22 protein-coding genes and 1 pseudogene are annotated in these 23,986 nt (G+C 58.3%); 16 read left to right on the top strand and 7 right to left on the bottom strand.

The genetic code is table 11. The features are described 5' to 3' along the window. Positions 1–13 precede the first annotated feature (13 nt). The 8 genes and pseudogenes from KB892_RS31690 to KB892_RS21740 all read left to right on the top strand — a co-directional run. A pseudogene (locus KB892_RS31690) lies at positions 14–219 on the top strand (DUF2575 domain-containing protein); the annotation flags it as partial. 7 nt (positions 220–226) lie between these two features. Beyond that, positions 227–1,165 (top strand): bifunctional riboflavin kinase/FAD synthetase, encoded by a 939-nt coding sequence (ribF, locus tag KB892_RS21770; RefSeq protein ID WP_002887969.1) that lies wholly within the window; start codon positions 227–229, stop codon positions 1,163–1,165. Between the two features lie 43 nt (positions 1,166–1,208). Next, positions 1,209–4,025 carry an isoleucine--tRNA ligase gene (gene ileS / locus KB892_RS21765; protein ID WP_002887972.1) on the top strand — a complete coding sequence of 939 codons (2,817 nt, stop codon included), beginning with the start codon at positions 1,209–1,211 and terminating at the stop codon, positions 4,023–4,025. Further along, entirely contained in the window at positions 4,025–4,525 is a 501-nt protein-coding gene (gene lspA, locus KB892_RS21760) for a signal peptidase II (protein ID WP_002887973.1), read from the top strand. Before ileS ends, lspA begins: the two co-directional genes overlap by 1 nt. A gap of 115 nt (positions 4,526–4,640) precedes the next feature. After that, the gene (gene fkpB, locus KB892_RS21755) at positions 4,641–5,090 is read left to right on the top strand and encodes an FKBP-type peptidyl-prolyl cis-trans isomerase (protein ID WP_002887976.1); all 450 of its coding nucleotides are present in this window, start codon (positions 4,641–4,643) and stop codon (positions 5,088–5,090) included. Position 5,091: 1 nt separating this feature from the next. Beyond that, positions 5,092–6,042, top strand: a complete 951-nt coding sequence (ispH, locus tag KB892_RS21750; protein ID WP_002887979.1) for a 4-hydroxy-3-methylbut-2-enyl diphosphate reductase — start codon at positions 5,092–5,094, stop codon at positions 6,040–6,042. Positions 6,043–6,108: 66 nt separating this feature from the next. Then, on the top strand, positions 6,109–7,023 hold the full coding sequence (rihC, locus tag KB892_RS21745) for a ribonucleoside hydrolase RihC (protein ID WP_002887981.1): 915 nt from the start codon (positions 6,109–6,111) through the stop codon (positions 7,021–7,023). A 30-nt stretch (positions 7,024–7,053) separates the two neighbouring features. Next, positions 7,054–7,419 (top strand): DUF805 domain-containing protein, encoded by a 366-nt coding sequence (locus KB892_RS21740; protein WP_002887984.1) that lies wholly within the window; start codon positions 7,054–7,056, stop codon positions 7,417–7,419. Here the strand turns inward: KB892_RS21740 and KB892_RS21735 are convergent. Beyond that, entirely contained in the window at positions 7,367–8,296 is a 930-nt protein-coding gene (locus tag KB892_RS21735; protein ID WP_002887987.1) for a LysR family transcriptional regulator, read from the bottom strand. The genes KB892_RS21740 and KB892_RS21735 overlap by 53 nt on opposite strands. Before the next feature lie 92 nt (positions 8,297–8,388). On the opposite strand from KB892_RS21735, the gene KB892_RS21730 reads away from it, so the two are divergent. Further along, positions 8,389–9,018, top strand: a complete 630-nt coding sequence (locus tag KB892_RS21730) for an alanyl-tRNA editing protein (protein WP_002887990.1) — start codon at positions 8,389–8,391, stop codon at positions 9,016–9,018. 5 nt (positions 9,019–9,023) lie between these two features. Here KB892_RS21730 and KB892_RS21725 read toward each other — a convergent pair whose 3' ends face one another. From KB892_RS21725 to citS, 6 genes are all read right to left on the bottom strand, one after another. After that, positions 9,024–9,728, bottom strand: a complete 705-nt coding sequence (locus KB892_RS21725) for a citrate response regulator transcription factor CitB (RefSeq protein ID WP_002887992.1) — start codon at positions 9,726–9,728, stop codon at positions 9,024–9,026. Next, positions 9,721–11,349 (bottom strand): citrate sensor histidine kinase CitA, encoded by a 1,629-nt coding sequence (locus KB892_RS21720; protein WP_004151379.1) that lies wholly within the window; start codon positions 11,347–11,349, stop codon positions 9,721–9,723. Before KB892_RS21720 ends, KB892_RS21725 begins: the two co-directional genes overlap by 8 nt. Positions 11,350–11,520: 171 nt before the next feature. Continuing rightward, positions 11,521–12,822 (bottom strand): oxaloacetate decarboxylase subunit beta, encoded by a 1,302-nt coding sequence (locus tag KB892_RS21715; RefSeq protein WP_004151378.1) that lies wholly within the window; start codon positions 12,820–12,822, stop codon positions 11,521–11,523. Between the two features lie 15 nt (positions 12,823–12,837). After that, positions 12,838–14,622: a sodium-extruding oxaloacetate decarboxylase subunit alpha gene (gene oadA / locus KB892_RS21710; protein WP_004151377.1), complete on the bottom strand. Its 1,785-nt coding sequence runs from the start codon at positions 14,620–14,622 to the stop codon at positions 12,838–12,840. 15 nt (positions 14,623–14,637) lie between these two features. Beyond that, positions 14,638–14,889, bottom strand: a complete 252-nt coding sequence (locus KB892_RS21705) for an oxaloacetate decarboxylase subunit gamma (RefSeq protein WP_004151376.1) — start codon at positions 14,887–14,889, stop codon at positions 14,638–14,640. A 146-nt stretch (positions 14,890–15,035) separates the two neighbouring features. Next, the gene (gene citS, locus KB892_RS21700) at positions 15,036–16,376 is read right to left on the bottom strand and encodes a citrate/sodium symporter CitS (protein WP_004151375.1); all 1,341 of its coding nucleotides are present in this window, start codon (positions 16,374–16,376) and stop codon (positions 15,036–15,038) included. A gap of 256 nt (positions 16,377–16,632) precedes the next feature. On the opposite strand from citS, the gene citC reads away from it, so the two are divergent. The 7 genes from citC (at position 16,633) to carA (ending at position 23,971) form a co-directional block, all read left to right on the top strand. Next, a complete protein-coding gene (gene citC, locus KB892_RS21695) occupies positions 16,633–17,661 on the top strand; it encodes a [citrate (pro-3S)-lyase] ligase (RefSeq protein WP_004151374.1) in 1,029 nt (342 codons plus the stop codon). Positions 17,662–17,691: 30 nt separating this feature from the next. Next, on the top strand, positions 17,692–17,985 hold the full coding sequence (gene citD / locus KB892_RS21690) for a citrate lyase acyl carrier protein (protein WP_004151373.1): 294 nt from the start codon (positions 17,692–17,694) through the stop codon (positions 17,983–17,985). Continuing rightward, positions 17,982–18,851 carry a citrate (pro-3S)-lyase subunit beta gene (gene citE / locus KB892_RS21685; protein WP_004151372.1) on the top strand — a complete coding sequence of 290 codons (870 nt, stop codon included), beginning with the start codon at positions 17,982–17,984 and terminating at the stop codon, positions 18,849–18,851. The genes citD and citE overlap by 4 nt, the downstream gene beginning before the upstream one ends. A 10-nt stretch (positions 18,852–18,861) precedes the next feature. Continuing rightward, positions 18,862–20,388, top strand: a complete 1,527-nt coding sequence (citF, locus tag KB892_RS21680; RefSeq protein ID WP_004151371.1) for a citrate lyase subunit alpha — start codon at positions 18,862–18,864, stop codon at positions 20,386–20,388. A gap of 18 nt (positions 20,389–20,406) precedes the next feature. Further along, positions 20,407–21,315 (top strand): triphosphoribosyl-dephospho-CoA synthase CitG, encoded by a 909-nt coding sequence (citG, locus tag KB892_RS21675; RefSeq protein ID WP_004151370.1) that lies wholly within the window; start codon positions 20,407–20,409, stop codon positions 21,313–21,315. 228 nt (positions 21,316–21,543) lie between these two features. Beyond that, positions 21,544–22,365: a 4-hydroxy-tetrahydrodipicolinate reductase gene (dapB, locus tag KB892_RS21670; RefSeq protein WP_004151369.1), complete on the top strand. Its 822-nt coding sequence runs from the start codon at positions 21,544–21,546 to the stop codon at positions 22,363–22,365. A gap of 457 nt (positions 22,366–22,822) precedes the next feature. Continuing rightward, a complete protein-coding gene (carA, locus tag KB892_RS21665; protein WP_002888051.1) occupies positions 22,823–23,971 on the top strand; it encodes a glutamine-hydrolyzing carbamoyl-phosphate synthase small subunit in 1,149 nt (382 codons plus the stop codon). Positions 23,972–23,986 lie beyond the last annotated feature (15 nt).

The raw sequence follows: 23,986 nt of genomic DNA, 5'->3' as shown, positions 1-23,986 counted from the left end.
ACACCACAGCGCTTCATTACGTAGTGATGGCGCAAGATTCTACCAGCTTGTTGCAGGCGAATACAGCTTTTCCACCATAAAAATCGCCGGGCGCGGCCAGTTTTCCCGCTTTCTCGCGCTGAGTGAATGAATTCCTGAGAACTTTCGTTGCCGAGGTGCAATCGCTGGTTAACGTTGACAGTTGTACAAGGTATACTCGGACGATTTTCACTGTTTTGAGCCAGACATGAAGCTGATACGCGGCATACATAATCTCAGTCAGGCCCCGCACGGGTGCGTGCTGACCATTGGTAATTTCGACGGCGTGCATCGTGGGCATCAGGCGCTGCTGCAGCGGTTGCGCGAAGAGGGCCGCCAGCGCGGTTTACCGGTCGTGGTGATGATTTTTGAACCCCAGCCGCTGGAGCTCTTTGCCGCTGATAAAGCCCCGGCGCGATTGACCCGCCTGCGTGAAAAGCTGGGCTATCTGGCTGAAAGCGGGGTTGACTATGTATTGTGCGTTCGCTTTGACCGCCGGTTCGCCGCGCTAACCGCGCAGGATTTTATCAGTGAACTGCTGGTGCGTCGCCTGGGCGTGCAGTTCCTCGCCGTTGGTGACGATTTCCGCTTTGGCGCTGGTCGCCAGGGGGATTTCTTGTTATTACAAAAGGCGGGGGCGGAATATGGCTTCGACGTCACCAGCACTCAAACCTTCTGCGAAGGCGGGGTGCGAATCAGCAGCACGGCGGTACGCCAGGCGCTGGCCGATGACGATCTCCTGCTGGCGGAGACGCTGCTCGGCCATCCGTTTAGCATCTCCGGACGCGTCGTGCATGGTGATGAACTAGGCCGAACCATAGGTTTTCCGACGGCGAACTTACCGCTGCGTCGTCAGGTTTCCCCGGTTAAAGGGGTCTATGCGGTAGAAGTGACAGGGCTGGGCGACAAACCGATAGCGGGCGTCGCCAATATTGGCACCCGTCCAACGGTTGCGGGCGTGCGTCAGCAGCTCGAAGTACATCTGTTGGACGTTGTAATGGACCTCTACGGTCGCCATATCAATGTAATACTGCGTAAAAAGATACGTAACGAGCAGCGGTTTGCGTCGCTGGACGAGCTGAAGGCGCAAATCGCACGTGATGAGTTAACGGCCCGCGAATTATTTGGGCTGACCAGCCAGGCCTGAGCCACTGGTGTTTATCAAACCGAAATACGGAACCGAGAATCTGATGAGTGACTATAAATCGACCCTGAATTTGCCGGAAACAGGGTTCCCTATGCGTGGCGACCTCGCCAAACGCGAACCGGGAATGCTGGCGCGTTGGACCGATGATGACCTGTACGGCATCATTCGTGCAGCCAAAAAAGGCAAAAAAACCTTCATTCTGCATGATGGCCCTCCTTATGCGAATGGCAGCATTCATATTGGTCACTCGGTAAACAAGATTCTGAAAGACATTATCGTTAAGTCCAAAGGACTGACGGGCTATGACTCGCCTTACGTTCCGGGCTGGGACTGCCACGGTCTGCCGATCGAGCTGAAAGTGGAGCAGGAATACGGCAAGCCGGGTGAGAAATTTACCGCTGCCGAATTCCGCGCTAAGTGCCGCGAATATGCCGCCGAGCAGATCGATGGCCAGCGTAAAGACTTTATCCGTCTCGGCGTGCTGGGCGACTGGTCGCATCCGTACCTGACCATGGACTTCAAAACCGAAGCCAACATCATCCGCGCGCTGGGCAAAATCATCGGTAATGGCCACCTGCATAAAGGCGCCAAACCGGTGCACTGGTGCGTAGACTGCCGTTCCGCGCTGGCGGAAGCGGAAGTGGAGTATTACGACAAAACCTCTCCGTCTATCGATGTCGCGTTCCACGCGGTAGACAAAGCCGCGGTACTGGCGAAATTCGGCGTAGCCGACGTCAACGGTCCGGTGTCGCTGGTTATCTGGACCACCACGCCGTGGACCCTGCCGGCCAACCGCGCTATCTCTCTGTCTCCTGAGTTCGACTATGCGCTGGTGCAGGTTGACGGCCAGGCGCTGATCCTGGCGAAAGACCTGGTTGAGAGCGTAATGAAGCGCGTTGGCGCGACGGACTACACTATTCTGGCGGCGGTACAAGGTTCTGAGCTTGAGCTGATGCGCTTTAAGCATCCGTTCCTCGATTTCGACGTGCCGGCGATCCTTGGCGACCACGTGACGCTGGATGCCGGTACCGGTGCGGTGCATACCGCTGGCGGCCACGGTCCGGACGACTACACCATCAGCCAGAAATACGGTCTGGAAATCGCCAACCCGGTTGGCCCGGACGGCGCTTACCTGCCTGGCACCTGGCCGTCCCTGGACGGCATTAATGTTTTCAAAGCCAATGACATCATCGTTGAGATGCTGCGTGAGCGTGGCGCGCTGTTACACGTTGAGAAACTGCAGCACAGCTATCCATGCTGCTGGCGCCACAAGTCGCCGATCATCTTCCGCGCCACTCCGCAGTGGTTCGTGAGCATGGATCAGAAAGGCCTGCGCGCGCAGTCGCTGAAAGAGATCAAAGGCGTGCAGTGGATCCCGGACTGGGGCCAGGCGCGTATCGAATCGATGGTCGCTAACCGCCCTGACTGGTGTATCTCCCGTCAGCGCACCTGGGGCGTGCCGATGTCGCTGTTCGTGCATAAAGAAACCCATGAACTGCACCCGCGTACCCTTGAGCTGATGGAAGAAGTGGCAAAACGCGTTGAAGTTGACGGCATCCAAGCGTGGTGGGATCTCGATTCCCGCGACATTCTTGGCGATGACGCCGACAGCTACGAGAAAGTGCCTGATACCCTCGACGTCTGGTTTGACTCCGGGTCGACCCACTCTTCCGTGGTTGACGTGCGTCCGGAATTCGCCGGTCACGCCGCCGATATGTATCTGGAAGGTTCTGACCAGCATCGCGGCTGGTTCATGTCCTCGCTGATGATTTCCACGGCGATGAAAGGCAAAGCGCCATATCGTCAGGTACTGACCCACGGCTTCACCGTCGACGGTCAGGGCCGCAAAATGTCCAAGTCTATCGGCAACACCGTTAGCCCGCAGGACGTGATGAACAAGCTCGGCGCCGATATCCTGCGCCTGTGGGTGGCTTCCACCGACTACACCGGCGAAATGGCGGTCTCTGACGAGATCCTCAAACGCGCTGCGGACAGCTATCGTCGTATCCGTAACACCGCGCGCTTCCTGCTGGCGAACCTTAACGGTTTCGATCCGGTGAAAGACATGGTTAAACCGGAAGAGATGGTGGTGCTGGACCGCTGGGCGGTCGGCTGCGCGCAGGCGGCACAGGAAGATATCCTGAAAGCCTACGAATCCTACGACTTCCATGAAGTGGTGCAGCGCCTGATGCGCTTCTGCTCCATCGAGATGGGCTCGTTCTACCTCGACATCATCAAAGACCGCCAGTACACCGCCAAGGCGGACAGCGTGGCGCGTCGCAGCTGTCAGACCGCGCTGTTCCATATCGTGGAAGCGCTGGTGCGCTGGATGGCGCCGATCATGTCCTTCACCGCAGATGAAATCTGGGGCTATCTGCCGGGCGAGCGTGAGAAATATGTCTTCACCGGCGAGTGGTATGAAGGTCTGTTCGGCCTGGCCGACGACGAAGCGATGAACGACGATTTCTGGGATGAGCTGCTGAAGGTGCGTGGCGAAGTCAACAAGGTGATCGAGCAGGCGCGTGCGGATAAGAAAGTCGGCGGCTCGCTGGAAGCGGCAGTCACGCTGTATGCTGATGCCGATCTGGCGGCTAAGCTCAATGCGCTGGGCGATGAATTGCGATTTGTCCTGTTGACCTCCGGGGCGAACGTCGCAGACTATGCGAGCGCGTCCGCTGATGCGCAGCAAAGCGAACTGCTCAAAGGGCTGAAAGTCGCATTGAGTAAAGCTGAAGGTGAGAAATGCCCGCGCTGCTGGCATTACACCACCGATATCGGCAAGGTGGCGGAACACGCGGAAATCTGCGGACGCTGTGTGAGCAACGTCGCCGGTGACGGCGAGCAACGTAAATTCGCCTGATGAGTAAATCGATCTGTTCAACGGGGCTACGCTGGCTGTGGGTGGTCGTAGCCGTGCTGATTATCGATCTGGGCAGCAAATTCCTGATCCTCCAGAACTTCGCTCTGGGGGAGACGGTTCCGCTGTTCCCGTCGCTTAATCTGCATTATGCCCGCAACTATGGCGCGGCCTTTAGCTTCCTCGCCGACAGCGGCGGCTGGCAGCGCTGGTTCTTTTCCGGGATCGCGATCGGCATTTGCGTGGTGCTGACGGTGCTGATGTACCGTTCGAAGGCGACGCAAAAGCTGAACAATATTGCCTACGCGCTGATTATCGGCGGCGCGCTGGGCAACTTGTTCGATCGCCTGTGGCATGGCTTTGTGGTCGATATGATCGACTTCTACGTCGGCGACTGGCATTTTGCCACCTTCAACCTCGCCGATAGCGCGATCTGCATCGGCGCAGCGCTGATTGTGCTGGAAGGCTTCCTGCCGAAACCGACTGTGAAAGAGCAGGCGTAAATCTCAATGCCGGGTGACGTGACGCTTACCCGGCCTACAGAATTTTTGGCTCCCGTAGGCCCGGTAAGCGTAATGCCGCCGGGCACCAGGTGACCTAAACAAGCGAGCAATTTGCATGTCTAAATCCGTACAGAGCAACAGCGCGGTACTGGTGCACTTCACTCTGAAACTGGACGACGGCTCCACTGCCGAGTCCACCCGCAGCAACGGCAAACCGGCGCTGTTTCGCCTCGGCGACACCTCTTTGTCTGAAGGGCTGGAGCAACAGCTTCTCGGTTTGAAAGAGGGGGAGAAAAAGGCCTTTTCGCTGGAGCCTGACGCCGCCTTTGGCGTACCCAGCCCGGACCTGATTCAGTATTTCTCTCGCCGCGAGTTTATCGACGCTGGCGAGCCGGAGATCGGCGCGATTATGCTCTTTACCGCAATGGATGGCAGCGAAATGCCTGGCGTGATCCGCGAAGTGAACGGCGATTCCATCACCGTTGACTTCAACCATCCGCTGGCCGGGCGCACTGTTCATTTTGATATTGAAGTGCTGGAGATCGATCCGGCGCTGGAGGAGTAACATGCAGATCCTGTTGGCTAACCCGCGCGGTTTTTGCGCTGGCGTTGACCGCGCTATCAGCATTGTAGAAAACGCGCTGACGCTGTATGGCGCACCGATCTATGTTCGTCATGAAGTGGTGCACAACCGCTATGTGGTGGATAGCCTGCGCAAGCGTGGCGCCATTTTTATCGAACAGATCAGCGAAGTGCCGGACGGCGCGATCCTGATTTTCTCCGCCCACGGCGTGTCGCAGGCGGTACGCAACGAAGCGAAGAGCCGCGACCTGACGGTGTTCGATGCCACCTGTCCGCTGGTGACCAAAGTCCATATGGAAGTCGCCCGCGCCAGCCGCCGCGGCGAAGAGTCGATTCTGATTGGCCATGCCGGCCATCCGGAAGTCGAAGGCACCATGGGACAGTACAACAACCCGCAAGGGGGGATGTACCTGGTCGAGTCGCCGGAAGACGTGCTGAAGCTGGAAGTGAAAAATGACGCCCGGCTGTCGTTTATGACCCAGACCACGCTCTCCGTCGACGATACCTCGGATGTGATTGACGCCCTGCGCGCGCGTTTTCCGAAAATCGTCGGCCCGCGCAAAGACGACATTTGCTATGCCACCACTAACCGTCAGGAAGCCGTGCGCGCGCTGGCGGAGCAGGCTGACGTAGTGCTGGTGGTCGGGTCGAAAAACTCCTCCAACTCTAACCGCCTCGCCGAGCTGGCGCAGCGGATGGGTAAGGCGGCTTACCTGATTGACGACGCCTCCGATATCCAGGAAGCGTGGGTCAAGGATGCGGCCTGCGTCGGCGTGACGGCGGGCGCGTCGGCGCCGGATATTCTGGTGCAGAACGTCATTACCCGCCTGCAGGAGCTGGGCGGCGGCGAAGCCGTGCCGCTGGAAGGCCGGGAAGAGAATATCGTCTTTGAAGTGCCGAAAGAGCTGCGTGTGGATGTCCGTGAAGTAGAGTAAGTTCTTTCCTCCAGCAGTATGAGAAGATGCCAGACTTAACGTCTGGCATTTTTTTAGGGAGAAACCATGCGCTTACCAATCATTCTTGATACCGATCCGGGCATCGACGATGCCGCCGCCATTGCCGCGGCGCTGTTCGCGCCTGAGCTGGATCTGCAGTTGATGACCACCGTAGCGGGCAATGTCTCGGTGGAGAAGACGACCCGTAACGCGCTGCAATTGCTGCATTTCTGGAATGCCGATGTACCGCTGGCGCAGGGGGCGTCGATGCCGCTGGTGCGTCCGTTGCGCGACGCCGCCTCGGTGCATGGCGAATCCGGCATGGAGGGGTATGACTTTGTTGAGCATCAACGTCAACCGCTGGCGAAGCCGGCCTTCCAGGCGATCCGTGATGCGCTTATGCATGCTGCCGAGCCGATCACCCTGGTGGCGATTGGCCCGCTGACCAATATAGCGCTGCTGCTGACCCAGTACCCGGAATGCGTGTTTAATATTCGCCGGCTGGTGATCATGGGCGGCTCGGCGGGCCGCGGCAACTTCACGCCGAATGCGGAATTCAATATCGCTATCGACCCGGAAGCCGCCGCGAAAGTGTTCCACAGCGGGCTGGAGATTGTGATGTGCGGGCTGGACGTCACCAACCGGGCGCTGCTGGCGGCGGATTATCTGGCGACGCTGCCGACGCTGAACCAGACCGGTAAAATGCTCCATGCGCTGTTTAGCCACTATCGCAGCGGCAGCATGAGCAGCGGTCTGCGCATGCACGACTTGTGCGCTATTGCGTGGCTGGCCCGCCCGGAACTGTTCACTCTCCAGCCGTGCTTTGTGGCGGTGGAGACGCAGGGGACCTGGACCGCCGGCACCACGGTGGTGGATATCGAAGGACGACTGGGCCAGCCGGCGAACGCCCAGGTGGCGCTGGATATCGACGTCGAAGGGTTTCAGCGCTGGGCGGCGGAGGTGATTGCCCTGGCGCCGTGATATATCACTCGATTTTCAAGGAGAGAAGCAATGACCTATGGACAGGCGTATTTGAGCGGCTGGAAAGAGACCTTTAACTTTAGCGGACGCGCCAGTCGACGGCAGTTCTGGACGTTTTTTCTCACCAATGTATTGATCGCCACCGCGCCGCTGGCGGCCTGGTGTCTGGCAACCAGCGTTAACCCTCAATACGGCATCCTCAGTTTTGTTGTCATTCCCTTTGCCGCGCTCTGGCTGCTGTTGATGGCGATCCCCCTGCTGGCTGTAGGCTGCCGGCGGATGCATGATATCGGCCGCTCCGGGATCTGGTTTGTGTTGGGGGTTATCATTCCGTGGTTTGCAATTATTTCGCTGGCTCTGTGCTGCCTGCGCTCAGCGCCGGCACCGTCTCGCTGAGATAATCGATCATCGCCCGCATCCTGGCGGGCATATGCTTATCTCCCGCCCACAGTAGCCACAGGTCGCCTGAGTAGCTGCTGATAAATTCCCACTCGGGCAACACCTGCACGATGTCGCCGTTCGCCAGCGCCTCACGGGCGGTGAACAGCGGCAGGCTGCCGATCCCTAAATGCTGTCTGACCGCGTCGAGGCGTACGGCGGTATGGTTGGCGGCGTACCGCCCGTAGGTTTGCACCGTTTCTGTTTTGCCTTCCCGACGGAACTTCCAGCGAGCATCGGCGGGCGTTTCGCCAAGGCTAATGCAGCTATGCGCGCGCAGATCCTGCGGCGTGTACGGCGTACCGTGCTGCTGTAAATAGGCCTCAGTGGCGCAGATAACGTGCCTGATTGGCATCAGCGGTTTGCCATGCAGGCCGGGGGAGGGGGTATCGGTGATGCGTAGCGCCAGATCAATACCGTCATCGATAAAATCGAGAGGGCGATCTTCCAGCCGCAGGCAGACGTCCACCTGCGGGTAGCGGTGGAAAAACGCCATCATCAGCGGGTGGATCACAAAGCGGCCGACGGCTTTCGGGACGCTGAGCGTCAGCTTTCCCTGGGCGACCGTTTGGCGACTGCCTGCGGAATCCATTGCCTGTCGCGCCGCTTCCAGCATCTGCTGGGCATGCTGATATATCGTTTCCCCGGCATCGCTAAGACGCAGCTTGCGGGTGGTACGCTGCAGCAGTTTGCAGCCCATCTCTCGCTCCAGCCGTGAAACGCTGCGGCTAACGGCTGAAGGGGTAATGCCGTTCTGGCGGGCGACGGCGGAGAAGCTGCCCTGGTCGACTATCTGAACGAAAAGAGCGAGGTCGGGCAGGAGGTTCAGATTCATTTGTGCTCCCGGAGCAAGAGTGCATTGGCGGGTGGTGGGATTATCGCTGTCGGCATTAATAATATACTGGGCGGACAGAGAGGAGAATCACTATGACTGAACGGGTTTATTACACCAGCGATGCTACCGACGGGCGCGCCCAGATCATTGCCTGCACTGCAGAAGCGGATGGCCGTTACGCCATCGAACTGGATCGGACGCTGTTTCACCCGCAAGGGGGCGGTCAACCGGCGGACCGTGGATGGATTGCCGGGCAGGTGGTTGAGACGGTGGTTGTGCGCGGCGAAAGGGTGCTGCATATTCTGTCGCAACCCCTTCCCCTCGGTGAAGTGGAGATGAAAATTGATGCCTCCGCGAGACAGCTGCATGCTCGTCTGCATTCTGCCGGCCACCTGCTTGGCCTGGCGGGCGAACAGCTTGGCTGGCAACCGGTGAAAGCGCACCACTGGCCCGGCGAAGGGCGGATAACCTTTGCCAGCAGGAATAGCGCCGCGCTGCCGGACGCCAGTGCGCTACTGGCGCTAGTGAAGGCATGGCAGGCGCAGGACTTACCGCGTCAGGTGACGTTCGCTGATGGCATGCGCAAGGTGGGATTCGGCGAGCTGCCAGCCTATCCCTGCGGAGGCACCCACGTCGCCCGTCTGGCGGAGCTGGGCGACATTGTCATTAGTCAGATTAAGATGAAGAAGGGGCAGCTGGTGGTCAGCTACACCCTGGCGTAAGCGTTTTATCTCTGCTCAGGATAGGTCTGCTTGCCGTGATAGATACGCTCAGGTCGGCCAACCTTGCCGTAGCTGATTTCCGCTTCCAGAAAGTCGTTCTTCACTCCTTGTTCCAGATAACGGCGAGCGGTGGTTTTGCTGCTGCCGAGGATACGGGCCAGCGAGTCGGCGGTATGCACCACCGTCGGGTCGGCAAACAGCTGGAGCACGCGCTGAAAGGTGCTTTCATCGATCCCGCGCAGTGGTGCGCTGGCGGGTTCCGTTTGTTCCCGGGCCTGAATATTAAACAGCGCGTCGACATGGAGCTGGCTGGCCTGTTCACTGGAGCGCAGCGAGCTTCGATAGCGGGCAAAGCGCTCCAGCGTGTGCTGCAGGCGCTGATAGTGCACCGGCTTAATCAGGTAATCAAACACCCCAAGACGCAGCGCTTCGCTGATGGTTTCCATGTGATTATCCGCGGTAATAAAGATAATCCGTCCCTTGTAATGTGTACTGACTGCATGGCGGATCAGATCGATACCTTTGCCGTCGGGTAAAAAATTATCCAGCAGGATCAGCTGCGGTTGATACAGTCTGAGCTGTTTCCTGGCGCTCTCAAGCTTATCCGCAATACCAATGACGTCGAACCGGGGAAACTGTTTAATGTTATCCACCAGGATCTCCGCCAGCATAGGTTCGTCTTCAACAATAAGAGTAGTGATGCTATCCATGATGTTCATCTCGGGTCAGGGGGATATAAAGCGTAAAAATGGTGCCAAAAGGAATATTATTTTCGACGACGATACTGCCGCCTGCTTGTTCCACGTAGCTGCGTACTAGCCAGAGTCCGATACCATGATCTTTGCTGGCGCTGCTGGTGACGCCGCGCTCGAAGATCCGATCGCGCAGCGCCTCGTCAATGCCGCATCCCTGGTCGGCGATCTCAATGATCACCTCCTGGCCATCACTGTTGATCAGGCATTCGATCTGTTTTGAACCCTGCGGTTGACGCAGGCTGGCATTGTAGGCGTTATCAAGTAGATTCCCCACGATCGAGATCCATTCGTTGTGCGAAAGGGCGGTAGGTAATCTATCAACGAAGCAGGCCGGATCGAAAATCAGCTCAAGTCCAAGCTCTTTGGCCCGGTAATATTTGCCGATCAACAGCCCGGCCAGGTGGTTGTCCTGGAAATTGCGTGCAATAAAATCGATCACCTTCTGGTGACTTTCCGACTGCTGTTGGATCAGTTCCAGCGCTTGGTTATAGCGTTTAAGAAACAGCAGACCGGCGATAGTGGAGATCAGATTGCGATGCTCATGCTGTACGGCGCGCAGGTTATCGGCATATTGTTGTACCTGGCTAAGCTGCAGGCTAAGGGTGTTGATATCGTCTTTGCTGCGAAAGCTGATCACCCAGCCCTGTGGCTCATTGTTTAAGATCACCGCCATCCGGCTGGCGATCACTTTGATCTGATTGAAGGTAACGATCTCGTCTTTTTTATTGGTCTGTGGCGCATCGTAGAAGAAGACCTCCTGCGAGATAACGCTGCTGATCCGTTTGCCGATAAGCGTCGGTTCCGGCTGACTCAAATTGAGCAGGCGACGCGCAGTCTGATTAATCGCAGTGATTTTATAATCGGAGTCGATGGCGATAAGCCCTTCGAACACCGATTCAAACAGCACGCTTTGCTGGATCAACAGCTGTGACAGCTGCTGGGGTTCCATATTGAGCATCTGTTTTTTGATATGCAGTGAGAAGCGGCGGGCGCAAAAGAGCAGAAGCAGTAACATGATGGCCATCGGGATCAGCAGCGAACTTATCTGCAGGCTGAGCCAGTTTTCCAGTTGCTCAATGGTATAGCCTACCGACACAATGCCGATCACCTTGCCGGTTGCGTCCTGAATCGGCGATTTACCGCGCAGCGACGATCCCAGCGAGCCTTTGCGCACTGACACGTAGCTTTTAGCGTTTATCAACGCCTCATCGCTATCGCCGCCTTCCATCGATTTGCCGATTTCATCAGGATTGACGTGATAGAGGCGCTGGCCGCTGGCATCACCGACGGTGATGTAGGTGGCGTCGGAGAACGAACGCATGGGGTCGATAAGGGCTTTGATTCTGGCGAGATCGCGTTTCTGCACTGCCTCCACCAGCTCCGGCATCGCCGAAATCTGCATCGCCTGAATCAGCGCCCGTTGCCCGACCTGATAATGCAGACGCTCCTCGGTAATGTCTGTCAGATACCATGACATCGCCAGCATGACGATCGTCGAGGTGAATAAGATCAGCAGGAAGATGCGATTCTGAAACGATCGCCTGGCAAACCAGTGGGTGATTTTTCGGGTATACATTGGGTAGATAGACATTAAATTGTTATTCTCCCCGTTTTGCGCCCCCGGCGCCGACAGGTGGAGCACAGAACAGAAAATTTCAGACATGTGCCCGGCCCCGTCATGCCAAGAGTGGGTATCAAATCAGCCCGGAGGTGGGGCGACAGCCACACCTCCGGGAAGGATGTCGGCCTACATCGCCAGCACGTACTTGAGCATCACCCCGGCGGCGATCGCCGAGCCGATCACCCCCGCCACGTTCGGGCCCATCGCGTGCATCAGCAGGAAGTTCTGCCCGTCCGCTTCCAGACCCACCTTGTTCGACACCCGCGCCGCCATCGGCACCGCCGACACCCCCGCCGAGCCGATCAGCGGGTTGATTTTGTGCCGGCTGAACACGTTCATCAGCTTCGCCATCAGCACCCCGGCGGCGGTCCCCACGCAGAAGGCGATCACCCCCAGCACCAGGATCCCCAGCGTCTGCGGCTGCAGGAACTTGTCCGCCACCAGCTTGGCCCCCACCGACAGCCCGAGGAAGATGGTGACGATGTTGATCAGCGCGTTCTGCACCGTATCGCTCAGCCGCTCCACCACGCCGCTCTCGCGCATCAGGTTGCCGAAGCAGAACATCCCCAGCAGCGGCGCGGCGTCCGGCAGCAGGAGCGCCACCAGCAGCAACAGCACCGCCGGGAAGAGGATCTTCTCCCGCTTACTCACCGTGCGCAGCTGCACCATGCGGATCTTCCGCTCCTTATCCGTGGTCAGCGCCTTCATGATCGGCGGCTGGATCAGCGGCACCAGCGCCATATAGGAGTACGCCGCCACCGCGATGGCCCCCAGCAGCTCCGGCGCCAGCTTGCCCGACAGGTAAATCGCCGTCGGGCCGTCGGCGCCGCCGATGATGCCGATGGCCGCCGCCTGCGGCAGGGTGAAGCTGATGATGCCGAAGTAGTTCAGCGTCAGCGCCCCGAGCACGGTGGCGAAGATCCCGAACTGCGCCGCCGCCCCCAGCAGCAGGGTGCGCGGGTTAGCCAGCAGCGGGCCGAAATCGGTCATCGCTCCGACGCCCATAAAGATGACCAGCGGCGCGATGCCCGAGCCAATCGCCACCTTATAGAAGATGGCCAGCACCCCGGCGGAGTAGCCCATGTCCACCGCGAGGCTCTCCATCTGCCCCTGCACCGACGGCAGGGCCAGGGCCAGCGCCGCCTTAATGGCGTGGACGTCCGGCGCGCAGTGGAGCTTCGCGGCAATCACCGCCAGCTGCGCCGGGTCGTGGTGGGCCAGCAGGCTCTCCAGGGCGGTGAGCGCCAGCCCGGCCTCCGGAATATTGGAGAGCAGGCCGCCGAAGCCAATCGGCAGCAGCAGTAACGGCTCGAACTTCTTCGCAATCGCCAGCCAGAGCAGCAGCAGGCTGACCAGCAGCATCACCGCCTGGCCGGCGCCGAGGTGCATCAGCCCCATGCCCTGGATCAGGGCGTTCAGACTTTCCATTTCCGCTCCTCGTCCTTACGCCAGAGTCATCAGGGTGTCGCCGACCGCCACCGCGTCACCGGCTTTCACCGCGATACCGCGCACGGTCCCGGCCTGCGCGGCGCGGATTTCGGTTTCCATCTTCATGGCTTCCAGAATCAGCAGCACTTCGCCTGCGGCCACCGTCTGGCCTTCGCTGGCCAGCACCTTCCAGATAGTGCCCGCCAGCGGGGCGGTCACCGGGGTACCGGCGCCGGCCGGGGCGGCAGCGGCGGGTGCAGAGGCAGGAGCAGGAGCAGGAGCCGGAGCAGCCGCCGTCAGCTGGCTGACGTCACCGCCGTCGCTGACTTTGACCACAAAGGCTTTGCCTTCCACCTCCACGGTGTAGACGCCGGAGGCGGCAGGTTTTTCTGCTTTTGCCACTGGCTGCGCGGCTTCCGCCTGCGGTACCGGCTCAAAGGCCGCCGGGTTGTGGCGGTTTTCGAGGAACTTCAGGCCGGGTTGCGGGAACAGCGCCACGGTGAGCACGTCGTCGATGGCGTTTTCGGCAAGCGTGATGCCCTTCTCCTGTGCCTGGCGTTTCACATCCGCTTCCAGCTGCGCCAGCTCCGGCTTCAGCAGGTCGGCCGGGCGGCAGGTCACCGGGTCGGCGCCGTCGAGCACCCGCGCCTGCAGGGCGGCGTTCACCGGGGCCGGGGTGCGGCCGTACTCGCCTTTCAGGATACCGGCGGTCTCCTTCGCGATGGTTTTGTAGCGCTCGCCGCCCAGCACGTTGAGCACCGCCTGGGTGCCGACAATCTGCGAGGTCGGGGTCACCAGCGGGATGAAGCCGAGGTCCTCGCGCACGCGGGGGATTTCCGCCAGTACTTCATCCAGACGGTGGGCGGCGCTCTGCTGCTTCAGCTGGCCTTCAAGGTTGGTGAGCATCCCGCCCGGCACCTGGGCGACGAGGATACGGCTGTCGGTGCCCTTCAGCTGGCCTTCGAAGGCGTGGTATTTTTTGCGCACCTCGCGGAAGTAGGCGGCGATGCTCTCCAGCCTGTGGATATCGAGGCCGGTGTCGTACGGCGTGCCGGCGAGGGTGGCCACCAGCGCTTCGGTGGCCGGGTGGCCATAGGTGGCGCTCATGGACGAAATCGCCGTATCCACGCCGTCGACCCCGGCTTCAATGGCCTTCAGCAGCGCCATCTCCGCCATCCCGGTGGTGGCGTGGCAGTGCAGGTGCAGGGTGACGTCATAGCGCTTCTTGATTTCGCTGACCAGCTCAAAGGCGGCATGCGGCGTCAGAATGCCGGACATGTCCTTGATGGCGACGGAGTCAACGCCGGTCTCCAGCAGCTGTTCGGTGAGGTCGAGCCAGGTCTGCAGGGTGTGCGCCGGGCTGGTGGTGTACGAAAGCGTACCCTGGGCGTGGGCGCCGTGGCGGCGGACCGCCTGCAGGGCGGGCTGCATGTTGCGCGGGTCGTTCATGGCATCGAAGACGCGGAAGACGTCCATGCCGTTTTTGACGGCGCGCTCGACGAAGCGCTCCACCACGTCGTCGGCGTAGTGGCGGTAGCCGAGCAGGTTCTGGCCGCGGAGCAGCATCTGCAGCGGGGTCTTGGGCATCGCCTTTTTCAGCTCGCGCAGGCGGACCCACGGGTCCTCGCCGAGGAAGCGGATGCAGGCGTCAAAGGTGGCGCCGCCCCAGCACTCCAGCGAGCGGTAGCCGACGTCGTCCAGCTGAGCGGCAACGGGCAGCATATCGTCGAGACGCAGACGGGTGGCGAACAGGGACTGGTGGGCGTCGCGCAGGACGACATCGGTAATGGCAACGGTCATGAATTCCTCCGTGAATTAAGGGTGAAGACGGCGATGGTGGTGAATGGCGGCGACAATCGCCGGCTTCAGGCGGGCGAAATCGTCGGCGGGCGCGACGGCGGCCGGCGCCGGTTTGGGGGCGGCAGGCGGCTCAGGAAACAGGCGGTTGACGGCGAGGGACATTCCCCGGATGGCGAAAATGAGCAGCAGCAGGAACACCAGCACAAAGCCCATGCCGAGACACATCAGGGTGAAGCCTTCGCCTAACAGGACGGCATTGTCAGTCATTTATACATCTCAAATAGGGGCACGATGACGCGCTGTCTGACAAGGTTTCTGGCTAAGGAGCAGGGTGGATTTCCCTCTGCCGCTCCCGGGATGGGACCCTGATTCGTTCTTCACCTGTCAGTTCAACGTGCCATCGTGCGTATGGGTTAAATCATCATGCCGAACACGATGCTGGCGATGACCAGCACAATACCGCCGCCCAAACGGGAGGAGATTTGCGCATAAGAGATAAGGTTCATACGGTTACAGGCAGAGAGAACTTCCAGGTCGCCGGAGCCGCCGCGGTTGGCCATACACAGGCCTGCAGTGATGGCCGATTCTATTGGGAAGAAGCCCATCAGCCAGCCACCGATCGCCGCGCCGAGCACCGCACCGATAACGATAATGGCGGCGATAACAACGTTAGCGAAGGTGATGGCGTTGATAATTTCCTGTAGGTCGGTGTAGCAGACGCCGACCCCGACCATCAGCACCCACAGCAGCTGTTTGGAGAAGAAATCAGACAAGCGTTTAGCACCGGCTTTGATTTCCGGTGAGCACAGCCCGGAGGCGTTCAGCGCGGCGACGATCAGCACCATCCACGCGAAATAGTGAATAGCCACACCGCCAATGCTGGGCAGAATTTTCTTCGCCACGACGTAGGCCAGCAGGAAGCAGGTAGTGGACAGCACCAGACCGACGGCGGTTTCGCGATGGGTGATTTGTCCCGCTTTCTCATCTTCTTCCACTTTGAACGAGGCTTTACGCACCAGTTCCCCTTCGCCGCTCAGCCAGGTGTGTTTTTTGCCGATGATATCGAGGACGGCGGCAAAGACGATGGCGAAGATGTTAGCGATGGTCAGAATAGCGATAGCGGTTGAGTAATACTCTTCGCGAGAACGACCGGTGACGGAGTGGTAAATCTCCGACAAGGGGACCGCGCCCGCGCCGTTGCCGCCGCCCATGATCGGCAGGACGTACAGCATCATGATGCGATCCACTGGAATACCGAACACCAGGCCGATAGCGATGCCAAAAATAGACGCGCCGACAATGCCCATCAGGATAGTTGGAATATAGCCGAGCAGTGATTTCAGCAGCAGGCGGCGGTTTACCGACAGAATTGCTCCGGTAATTAATACCGCGATGAATAAGTTAAGGAAGTTACTCTTATCCATAACGTTGCTGATAGCATCGATTTCTTTCTGCGTAAAAATACCGGCATAGACAAAATAAGCCGCCACCAGGAAAATCATCACCGGAGCGCCACCGATATATTTGTTGAATATTGGCAGGCGCTTGCCAATTTCCCCGAATATAGCGCCGATAATAAACATGATGGCAAAGCCGCCGACGATATCGGTGGGTAATGCGTTATAAAAATGTGAAAGTAATAGTGTAATTAACGCAAATGCGTAAAGGGGGAGCGGCATGCCGAAGATTTTAAATCCCAGCAGATCGCTAACGCCCTTTTTCTCCGTCGCCGGAGCCTGACTCATGTTAGTCATAAACGTTACCCTGTTTATTGATGGAGTAGTAAGACCGGCGCATAGTAATAAATAGACCCAGGGGTAAGGTGTGATTATCTTCACTGAATACTCGTGTTTTTTATTAATTTAATTGTTTTTATGATTCTGAATTAATTAACAACATAAAAACCATAAAGCCAATTAAGCCACGAGAAAAACTGTGACTTAAATACAAGAATCCATAGCCGAACGCTGGCGAAATACAGTTCGTTTTGAAATGACGAAGCGCTAAAAAATGACACTGATATTAAAACGCGTTCAGCTATTAAAAGATAAACCGCGGCGAGAGGCGATCGATCGGTTTCTCCGCCAGCATCAACTGTCGTTAGAGGCCGACTGCGAAATGGCGATTATCGCCGAGTATCAGCAGCGGCTGGTCGGCTGCGGTGCTATCGCCGGCAATGTGCTGAAATGCATCGCCATCGATCCCTCGCTGCAGGGGGAGGGGCTGAGCCTTAAATTACTGACCGAGCTCCTGACGCTGGCCTATGAGCTGGGGCGCAGCGAACTGTTTTTGTTCACTAAACCTTGCAATGCCGCGTTATTTTCCGGCGCCGGCTTCTGGCCGATAGCCCAGGCGGGCGACCGCGCCGTGCTAATGGAAAATAGCCGCGAACGGCTGACTCGTTACTGCCGACAGCTGGCGATGTACCGTCAGCCGGGAAGAAAAATCGGCGCTATCGTGATGAATGCCAATCCCTTCACCCTCGGCCACCGCTGGTTGGTAGAACAGGCGGCCAGCCAGTGCGACTGGCTGCATCTGTTTGTGGTCAAAGAAGATGCGTCCTGCTTTTCCTATCACGATCGCTTCAAACTCATTGAACAGGGGATTACCGGCATCGATAAGGTGACGCTGCATCCCGGTTCGGCGTATCTGATCTCGCGGGCGACGTTCCCCGGCTATTTCCTGAAAGAGCAGGGGGTGGTTGATGACTGCCACAGCCAGATTGACCTGCAGCTCTTCCGCGAGCGCCTGGCCCCGGCGCTGCAGATTACCCAACGCTTTGTCGGCACCGAGCCGCTGTGTCCCCTGACCCGTAATTACAACCAGCGCATGAAGTCACTACTGGAAGCGCCAGGCGACGCGCCGCCCATTGAAGTAGTTGAGCTTGCGCGAATCGAAAAAAATGGTGGACCCGTGTCGGCCTCCCGAGTGCGCGAACTCTATCGACAGCGCAACTGGCAGGCGGTCGCGGCGCTGGTGCCGCCGGGGACCCTCTCTTTTCTGATGCAACTGGCGGAGAGCGAACATCAAACCGCCTGATTTTTATGCCCTAACTAAGGATTTTCCCCTATGGAAATGAAGATTGACGCCCTGGCCGGCACGCTGGAGTCCAGCGATGTGATGGTCAGGATTGGACCGGCGGCGCAGCCGGGCATTCAGCTGGAAATCGACAGCATTGTGAAACAACAGTTTGGCGCTGCGATTGAGCAGGTAGTGAGAGAAACGCTGGCTCAGCTTGGCGTGAAACAGGCCAACGTGGTGGTCGATGATAAAGGCGCGCTGGAATGTGTTTTGCGAGCTCGCGTACAGGCCGCGGCGCTGCGCGCGGCGCAACAGACCCAATTACAATGGAGCCAGCTATGAAACCACGTCGCAGTATGTTGTTCATCCCTGGCGCCAATGCCGCCATGTTAAGCACGTCATTCGTCTACGGCGCTGATGCGGTGATGTTCGACCTGGAAGATGCCGTTTCGCTGCGCGAGAAAGATACCGCTCGTCTGCTGGTGTATCAGGCGCTGCAGCATCCACTGTATCAGGATATCGAAACCGTGGTGCGCATTAACCCGCTGAATACGCCGTTCGGTCTTGCCGACCTTGAAGCGGTAGTCCGCGCGGGCGTGGATATGGTGCGTCTGCCGAAAACCGACAGCAAAGAAGATATCCATGAGCTGGAAGCGCATGTTGAGCGGATTGAACGCGAGTGCGGCCGGGAAGTGGGCAGCACCAAGTTAATGGCGGCGATCGAGTCGGCGCTGGGCGTGGTGAACGCGGTGGAAATCGCCCGTGCCAGCCCGCGTCTGGCGGCGATCGCGCTGGCGGCCTTCGATTACGTGATGGATATGGGCACCTCCCGCGGCGACGGTACTGAACTGTTCTACGCCCGCTGCGCTGTACTGCATGCCGCCCGCGTTGCCGGCATCGCCGCCTATGACGTGGTGTGGTCGGATATCAATAATGAAGAGGGCTTCCTGGCGGAAGCGAATCTGGCCAAAAACCTCGGCTTTAACGGCAAATCGTTGGTTAACCCACGACAAATTGAACTCCTGCATCAGGTCTATGCCCCAACGCGCAAAGAGGTCGATCACGCGCTGGAAGTGATTGCCGCGGCGGAAGAAGCCGAAACGCGAGGTCTGGGTGTGGTATCGCTGAACGGCAAGATGATCGATGGACCGATTATCGACCATGCTCGCAAAGTGGTGGCGCTCTCGGCTTCCGGTATTCGTGATTAAGGGGAATAAGATGAAAGAGACAGTAGCAATGCTTAATCAGCAGTACGTGATGCCGAATGGACTGACACCTTATGCCGGCGTAACGGCGAAAAGTCCCTGGCTGGCGAGTGAGAGCGAAAAGCGCCAGCGCAAAATCTGCGATTCGCTGGAAACGGCAATCCGTCGCTCCAGCCTGCAAAACGGCATGACCATCTCGTTTCACCACGCGTTTCGCGGCGGTGACAAAGTCGTCAATATGGTAGTGGCGAAGCTGGCGGAAATGGGTTTTCGCGATCTCACCCTGGCATCCAGTTCGCTGATCGACGCCCACTGGCCGCTGATCGAGCATATTAAAAATGGCGTGATCCGCCAGATCTACACCTCCGGCCTGCGCGGCAAGTTGGGCGAGGAGATCTCCGCCGGTTTAATGGAAAACCCGGTGCAGATCCACTCCCACGGCGGTCGCGTACAGCTGATTCAAAGCGGCGAGCTGTCGATTGATGTCGCGTTTCTCGGCGTTCCTTGCTGCGATGAGTTTGGCAACGCCAACGGCTTTAGCGGTAAATCACGCTGCGGTTCGCTGGGCTACGCGCGCGTCGATGCCGAGCACGCTAAATGCGTGGTGCTGCTGACCGAAGAGTGGGTGGATTATCCTAACTATCCGGCCAGTATTGCCCAGGATCAGGTGGATCTGATAGTCCAGGTAGATGAAGTCGGCGATCCGCAAAAAATTACCGCGGGTGCCATCCGTCTGACCAGCAACCCGCGCGAGCTGCTGATTGCCCGCCAGGCGGCGAAAGTCGTTGAGCACTCCGGTTACTTTAAAGAGGGTTTCTCGCTGCAGACCGGTACCGGCGGCGCCTCGCTGGCAGTAACTCGCTTCCTTGAAGATAAAATGCGCCGTAACGGCATTACCGCCAGCTTCGGCCTCGGCGGTATCACCGGGACGATGGTCGATTTGCACGAAAAAGGGTTGATCAAAACGCTGCTCGATACCCAGTCCTTCGATGGCGACGCGGCGCGTTCGCTGGCGCAGAACCCGAACCATGTCGAGATCTCCACCAATCAGTATGCCAGCCCGGGCTCCAAAGGCGCCTCCTGCGAGCGCTTAAACGTGGTGATGCTCAGCGCGCTGGAAATTGATATCGACTTTAACGTTAACGTGATGACCGGTTCTAACGGTGTGCTGCGCGGGGCGTCCGGTGGCCATAGCGATACCGCCGCCGGTGCGGATTTGACCATTATTACCGCGCCGTTAGTTCGCGGCCGTATTCCCTGCGTCGTGGAAAAGGTGCTGACCCGCGTCACGCCGGGGGCCAGCGTGGATGTGCTGGTCACTGACCACGGCATTGCGGTCAACCCGGCACGTCAGGACCTGATCGACAATTTGCGCAGCGCAGGCATTCCGCTGATGACCATTGAGGAACTGCAGCAGCGTGCTGAGCTGTTGACTGGCAAGCCGCAGCCGATCGAATTCACCGATCGGGTGGTGGCGGTGGTGCGCTATCGCGACGGTTCGGTCATCGATGTGATTCATCAGGTGAAAAACAGCGACTAAACGCAGAGGGGAAAGGCCATGAGCGACGTGTTAATTAATCCTGCGCGTGTGCGGCGCGTGAAGCCACTGAGTGCCGAAGAGGTGGTCAGCGCGGTAGAGCGCGCGCTGTTGACCGAAGTTCGCCTGACCCCAAAGCCCGGGTTGGTGGATATTCGTAACGCTGGCGCGCACTGGGATATGGATCTGGCCTCGTTTGAGGCCAGCACCGCGGTGGTGGCTCCGTGGATGGAGAAATTTTTCATCATGGGCCACGATACTGCGGCGGTCGCGCCGGAGCATGTATTGATGATGCTGCGCCCGGTAGGGATGGCCTGTGAGAACGATATGCTGGAGGCCACCGGCGGGGTGAATACCCATCGCGGGGCGATCTTCGCTTTTGGCCTGCTCAGCGCGGCGGCGGGCAGGCTGGTGTCGAAAGGTGAGCCGATAGAGCAGCACCGGCTTTGCGACCAGGTGGCGCGCTTCTGTCGCGGCATGGTTATGCAGGAGTTGTCTTCTGCTGGCGGGGAACGGCTCAGTAAAGGCGAGGCTCATTTTCTACGCTATGGTCTCTCCGGGGCCCGCGGCGAGGCGGAGAGCGGTTTCCTGACGGTGCGTACCCAGGCCATGCCAGTCTTTACCCGCATGATGGAAGAGACCGGCGACAGTAATCTGGCGCTACTGCAAACCCTGCTGCATCTGATGGCGTGGAATGATGACACCAACCTGGTCTCGCGCGGCGGGCTTGCCGGGCTGAACTTTGTCCAGCAGGAGGCGCAGCGACTGCTGTGGCAGGGCGGCGTGCTGGCGGACGGCGGGCTGGAGGCGCTGCGACAGTTTGACGATGAGCTGATTGCCCGCCATCTCAGCCCTGGCGGCAGCGCCGATCTGTTGGCGGTGACCTGGTTTTTATCCGCGTTTCCCGCCGGCGCGCTTTTCCCGCTGTAACCCACTGCAAAACCGCCTTCGCCCGCACTGTACGGGCGAAGGCACCATCATTAGCCTTCCCGGTTGTCATCCGGTAAACACGGAATCGCGGCACAATCGTATAGTTTTTACTGATATCGTCCGCCGTTTGTCATAAATTTCTAATTATCGGCGTTTTTGAGTAGCGGCCCGCTGACGGGCTGGTTACTCTGAAAACAATTTACGTAATGTTAACAAAAGAGAATAGCTATGCATGATGCACAAATCCGCGTGGCCATCGCCGGCGCGGGCGGCCGGATGGGACGCCAGTTAATTCAGGCTGCATTGCAGATGGAAGGCGTGGCGCTGGGCGCGGCGCTGGAGCGCGAAGGGTCAAGCCTGGTGGGCAGCGACGCCGGCGAGCTGGCGGGCGCCGGCAAAGCGGGCGTCGCGGTGCAGAGCAGCCTGGCGGCGGTAAAAGATGATTTCGACGTGTTGATCGATTTTACCCGCCCGGAAGGCACGCTGAACCATCTGGCGTTTTGCCGCGAGCACGGCAAAGGGATGGTCATCGGCACCACCGGTTTTGACGACGCTGGCAAACAGGCGATTCGCGATGCCGCGCAGGACATTGCCATTGTCTTCGCCGCTAACTTTAGCGTTGGCGTCAACGTCCTGTTGAAGCTGCTGGAGAAGGCGGCAAAGGTGATGGGCGACTATACCGACATCGAAATTATCGAAGCGCACCACCGGCATAAAGTGGATGCGCCGTCAGGCACCGCGCTGGCGATGGGCGAAGCGATCGCCGGGGCATTGAACAAAGATCTCAAGGACTGCGCGGTCTACAGTCGTGAAGGCTACACTGGCGAACGCGTCCCGGGCACCATCGGCTTCGCGACCGTTCGCGCGGGGGATATCGTCGGGGAGCATACGGCAATGTTTGCTGACATCGGTGAGCGTATTGAAATCACCCATAAAGCGTCCAGCCGCATGACCTTTGCAAATGGCGCTGTTCGTTCAGCATTGTGGCTGAAAGGCAAGAAAAATGGCCTGTTTGATATGCGTGATGTGCTGGATCTGAATAGTTTATAACGATTATTACCCATCGTGATGTGGTTATTGCTATCAATAAGTTATTGATGCAGAGGGCAATATTTTGTTGCCCTTTTTTATTTTTGCGAATTATGGCGTATGTTTTAAGTGTAATGCGTAAAAAATACAATATTAGCGTGTTTTTTAGTGAATGAAATGTAAATTTTGACCATTTGGTCCACTTTTTTGCCGAGCATCGCTCTGTTTTACACTCTTCCACATCCGCAAGCGTTTTCTCAGCCAGGTTTATTGATCTTTTTGGCGTAAAAATCACGGGTTACGCACCAGTGGCGTAAAATGACATTAAAAATCTCCGCTTTAAGTTGACTTTTATCCGACATCTCTCCAGAATGCCGCCGTTTGCCAAAAATCTGCGGGCAACAGATTTGCATTGATTCAGATCGTGTTTATGAATTAATATGCAAATAAAGTGAGTGGATATTCTCTGGAGGATGTTTTGATTAAGTCAGCGCTATTGGTTCTGGAAGACGGAACCCAGTTTCACGGTCGGGCCATCGGGGCAACCGGCACGGCGGTTGGGGAAGTCGTTTTCAATACTTCAATGACCGGTTATCAAGAAATCCTCACTGATCCTTCCTATTCCCGCCAAATCGTCACTCTTACTTATCCTCATATTGGTAATGTCGGCACCAACGCCGCCGATGAAGAATCTTCTCAGGTACATGCGCAGGGTCTGGTTATTCGCGACCTGCCGCTGATTGCCAGCAACTTCCGCAGTACTGAAGACCTCTCTTCTTATCTGAAGCGCCATAACATCGTGGCGATTGCCGATATCGATACCCGCAAGCTGACGCGTCTGCTGCGTGAGAAAGGGGCGCAGAACGGCTGCATCATCGCGGGCGACAGCCCGGATGCCCAGCTGGCGCTGGAAAAAGCGAAAGCGTTCCCGGGCCTGAACGGCATGGACTTGGCGAAGGAAGTGACCACCGCAGAAACCTATAGCTGGACGCAAGGTAGCTGGACCCTGGCGGGCGACCTGCCGGAAGCGAAAGCGGAAAGCGAGCTGCCGTTCCACGTTGTGGCATATGACTTCGGCGCGAAACGCAACATCCTGCGAATGCTGGTTGACCGCGGCTGCCGCCTGACGGTGGTGCCGGCGAAGGCCTCCGCCGCGGACGTGCTGGCGCTCAATCCGGACGGTATCTTCCTCTCCAACGGCCCTGGCGACCCGGCGCCGTGCGATTACGCTATCGAGGCGATTGAAAAATTCCTTGAGACCGATATTCCGGTATTCGGCATCTGCCTTGGCCATCAGCTACTGGCGCTGGCGAGCGGTGCCAAGACCATTAAGATGAAGTTCGGCCACCACGGCGGCAACCACCCGGTGAAAGATATTGATAACAACGTGGTGATGATCACTGCCCAGAACCACGGTTTCGCCGTAGATGAGGCGACGCTGCCGGCCAACCTGCGCGTGACCCATAAGTCGCTGTTCGATGGCACCCTGCAGGGGATCCATCGTACCGACAAACCGGCGTTCAGCTTCCAGGGGCACCCTGAAGCGAGCCCGGGGCCGCACGATGCCGCGCCGCTGTTCGACCACTTTATCGAGTTAATTGAGCTCTACCGTCAGTCCGCGAAATAATCAGGAGTAAAAGAG

The sequence above is a fragment of the Klebsiella sp. P1927 genome (genome assembly GCF_018204675.1).
Taxonomy (GTDB): domain Bacteria; phylum Pseudomonadota; class Gammaproteobacteria; order Enterobacterales; family Enterobacteriaceae; genus Klebsiella; species Klebsiella pneumoniae.
This window is presented reverse-complemented; position numbering and strand designations above follow the sequence as displayed.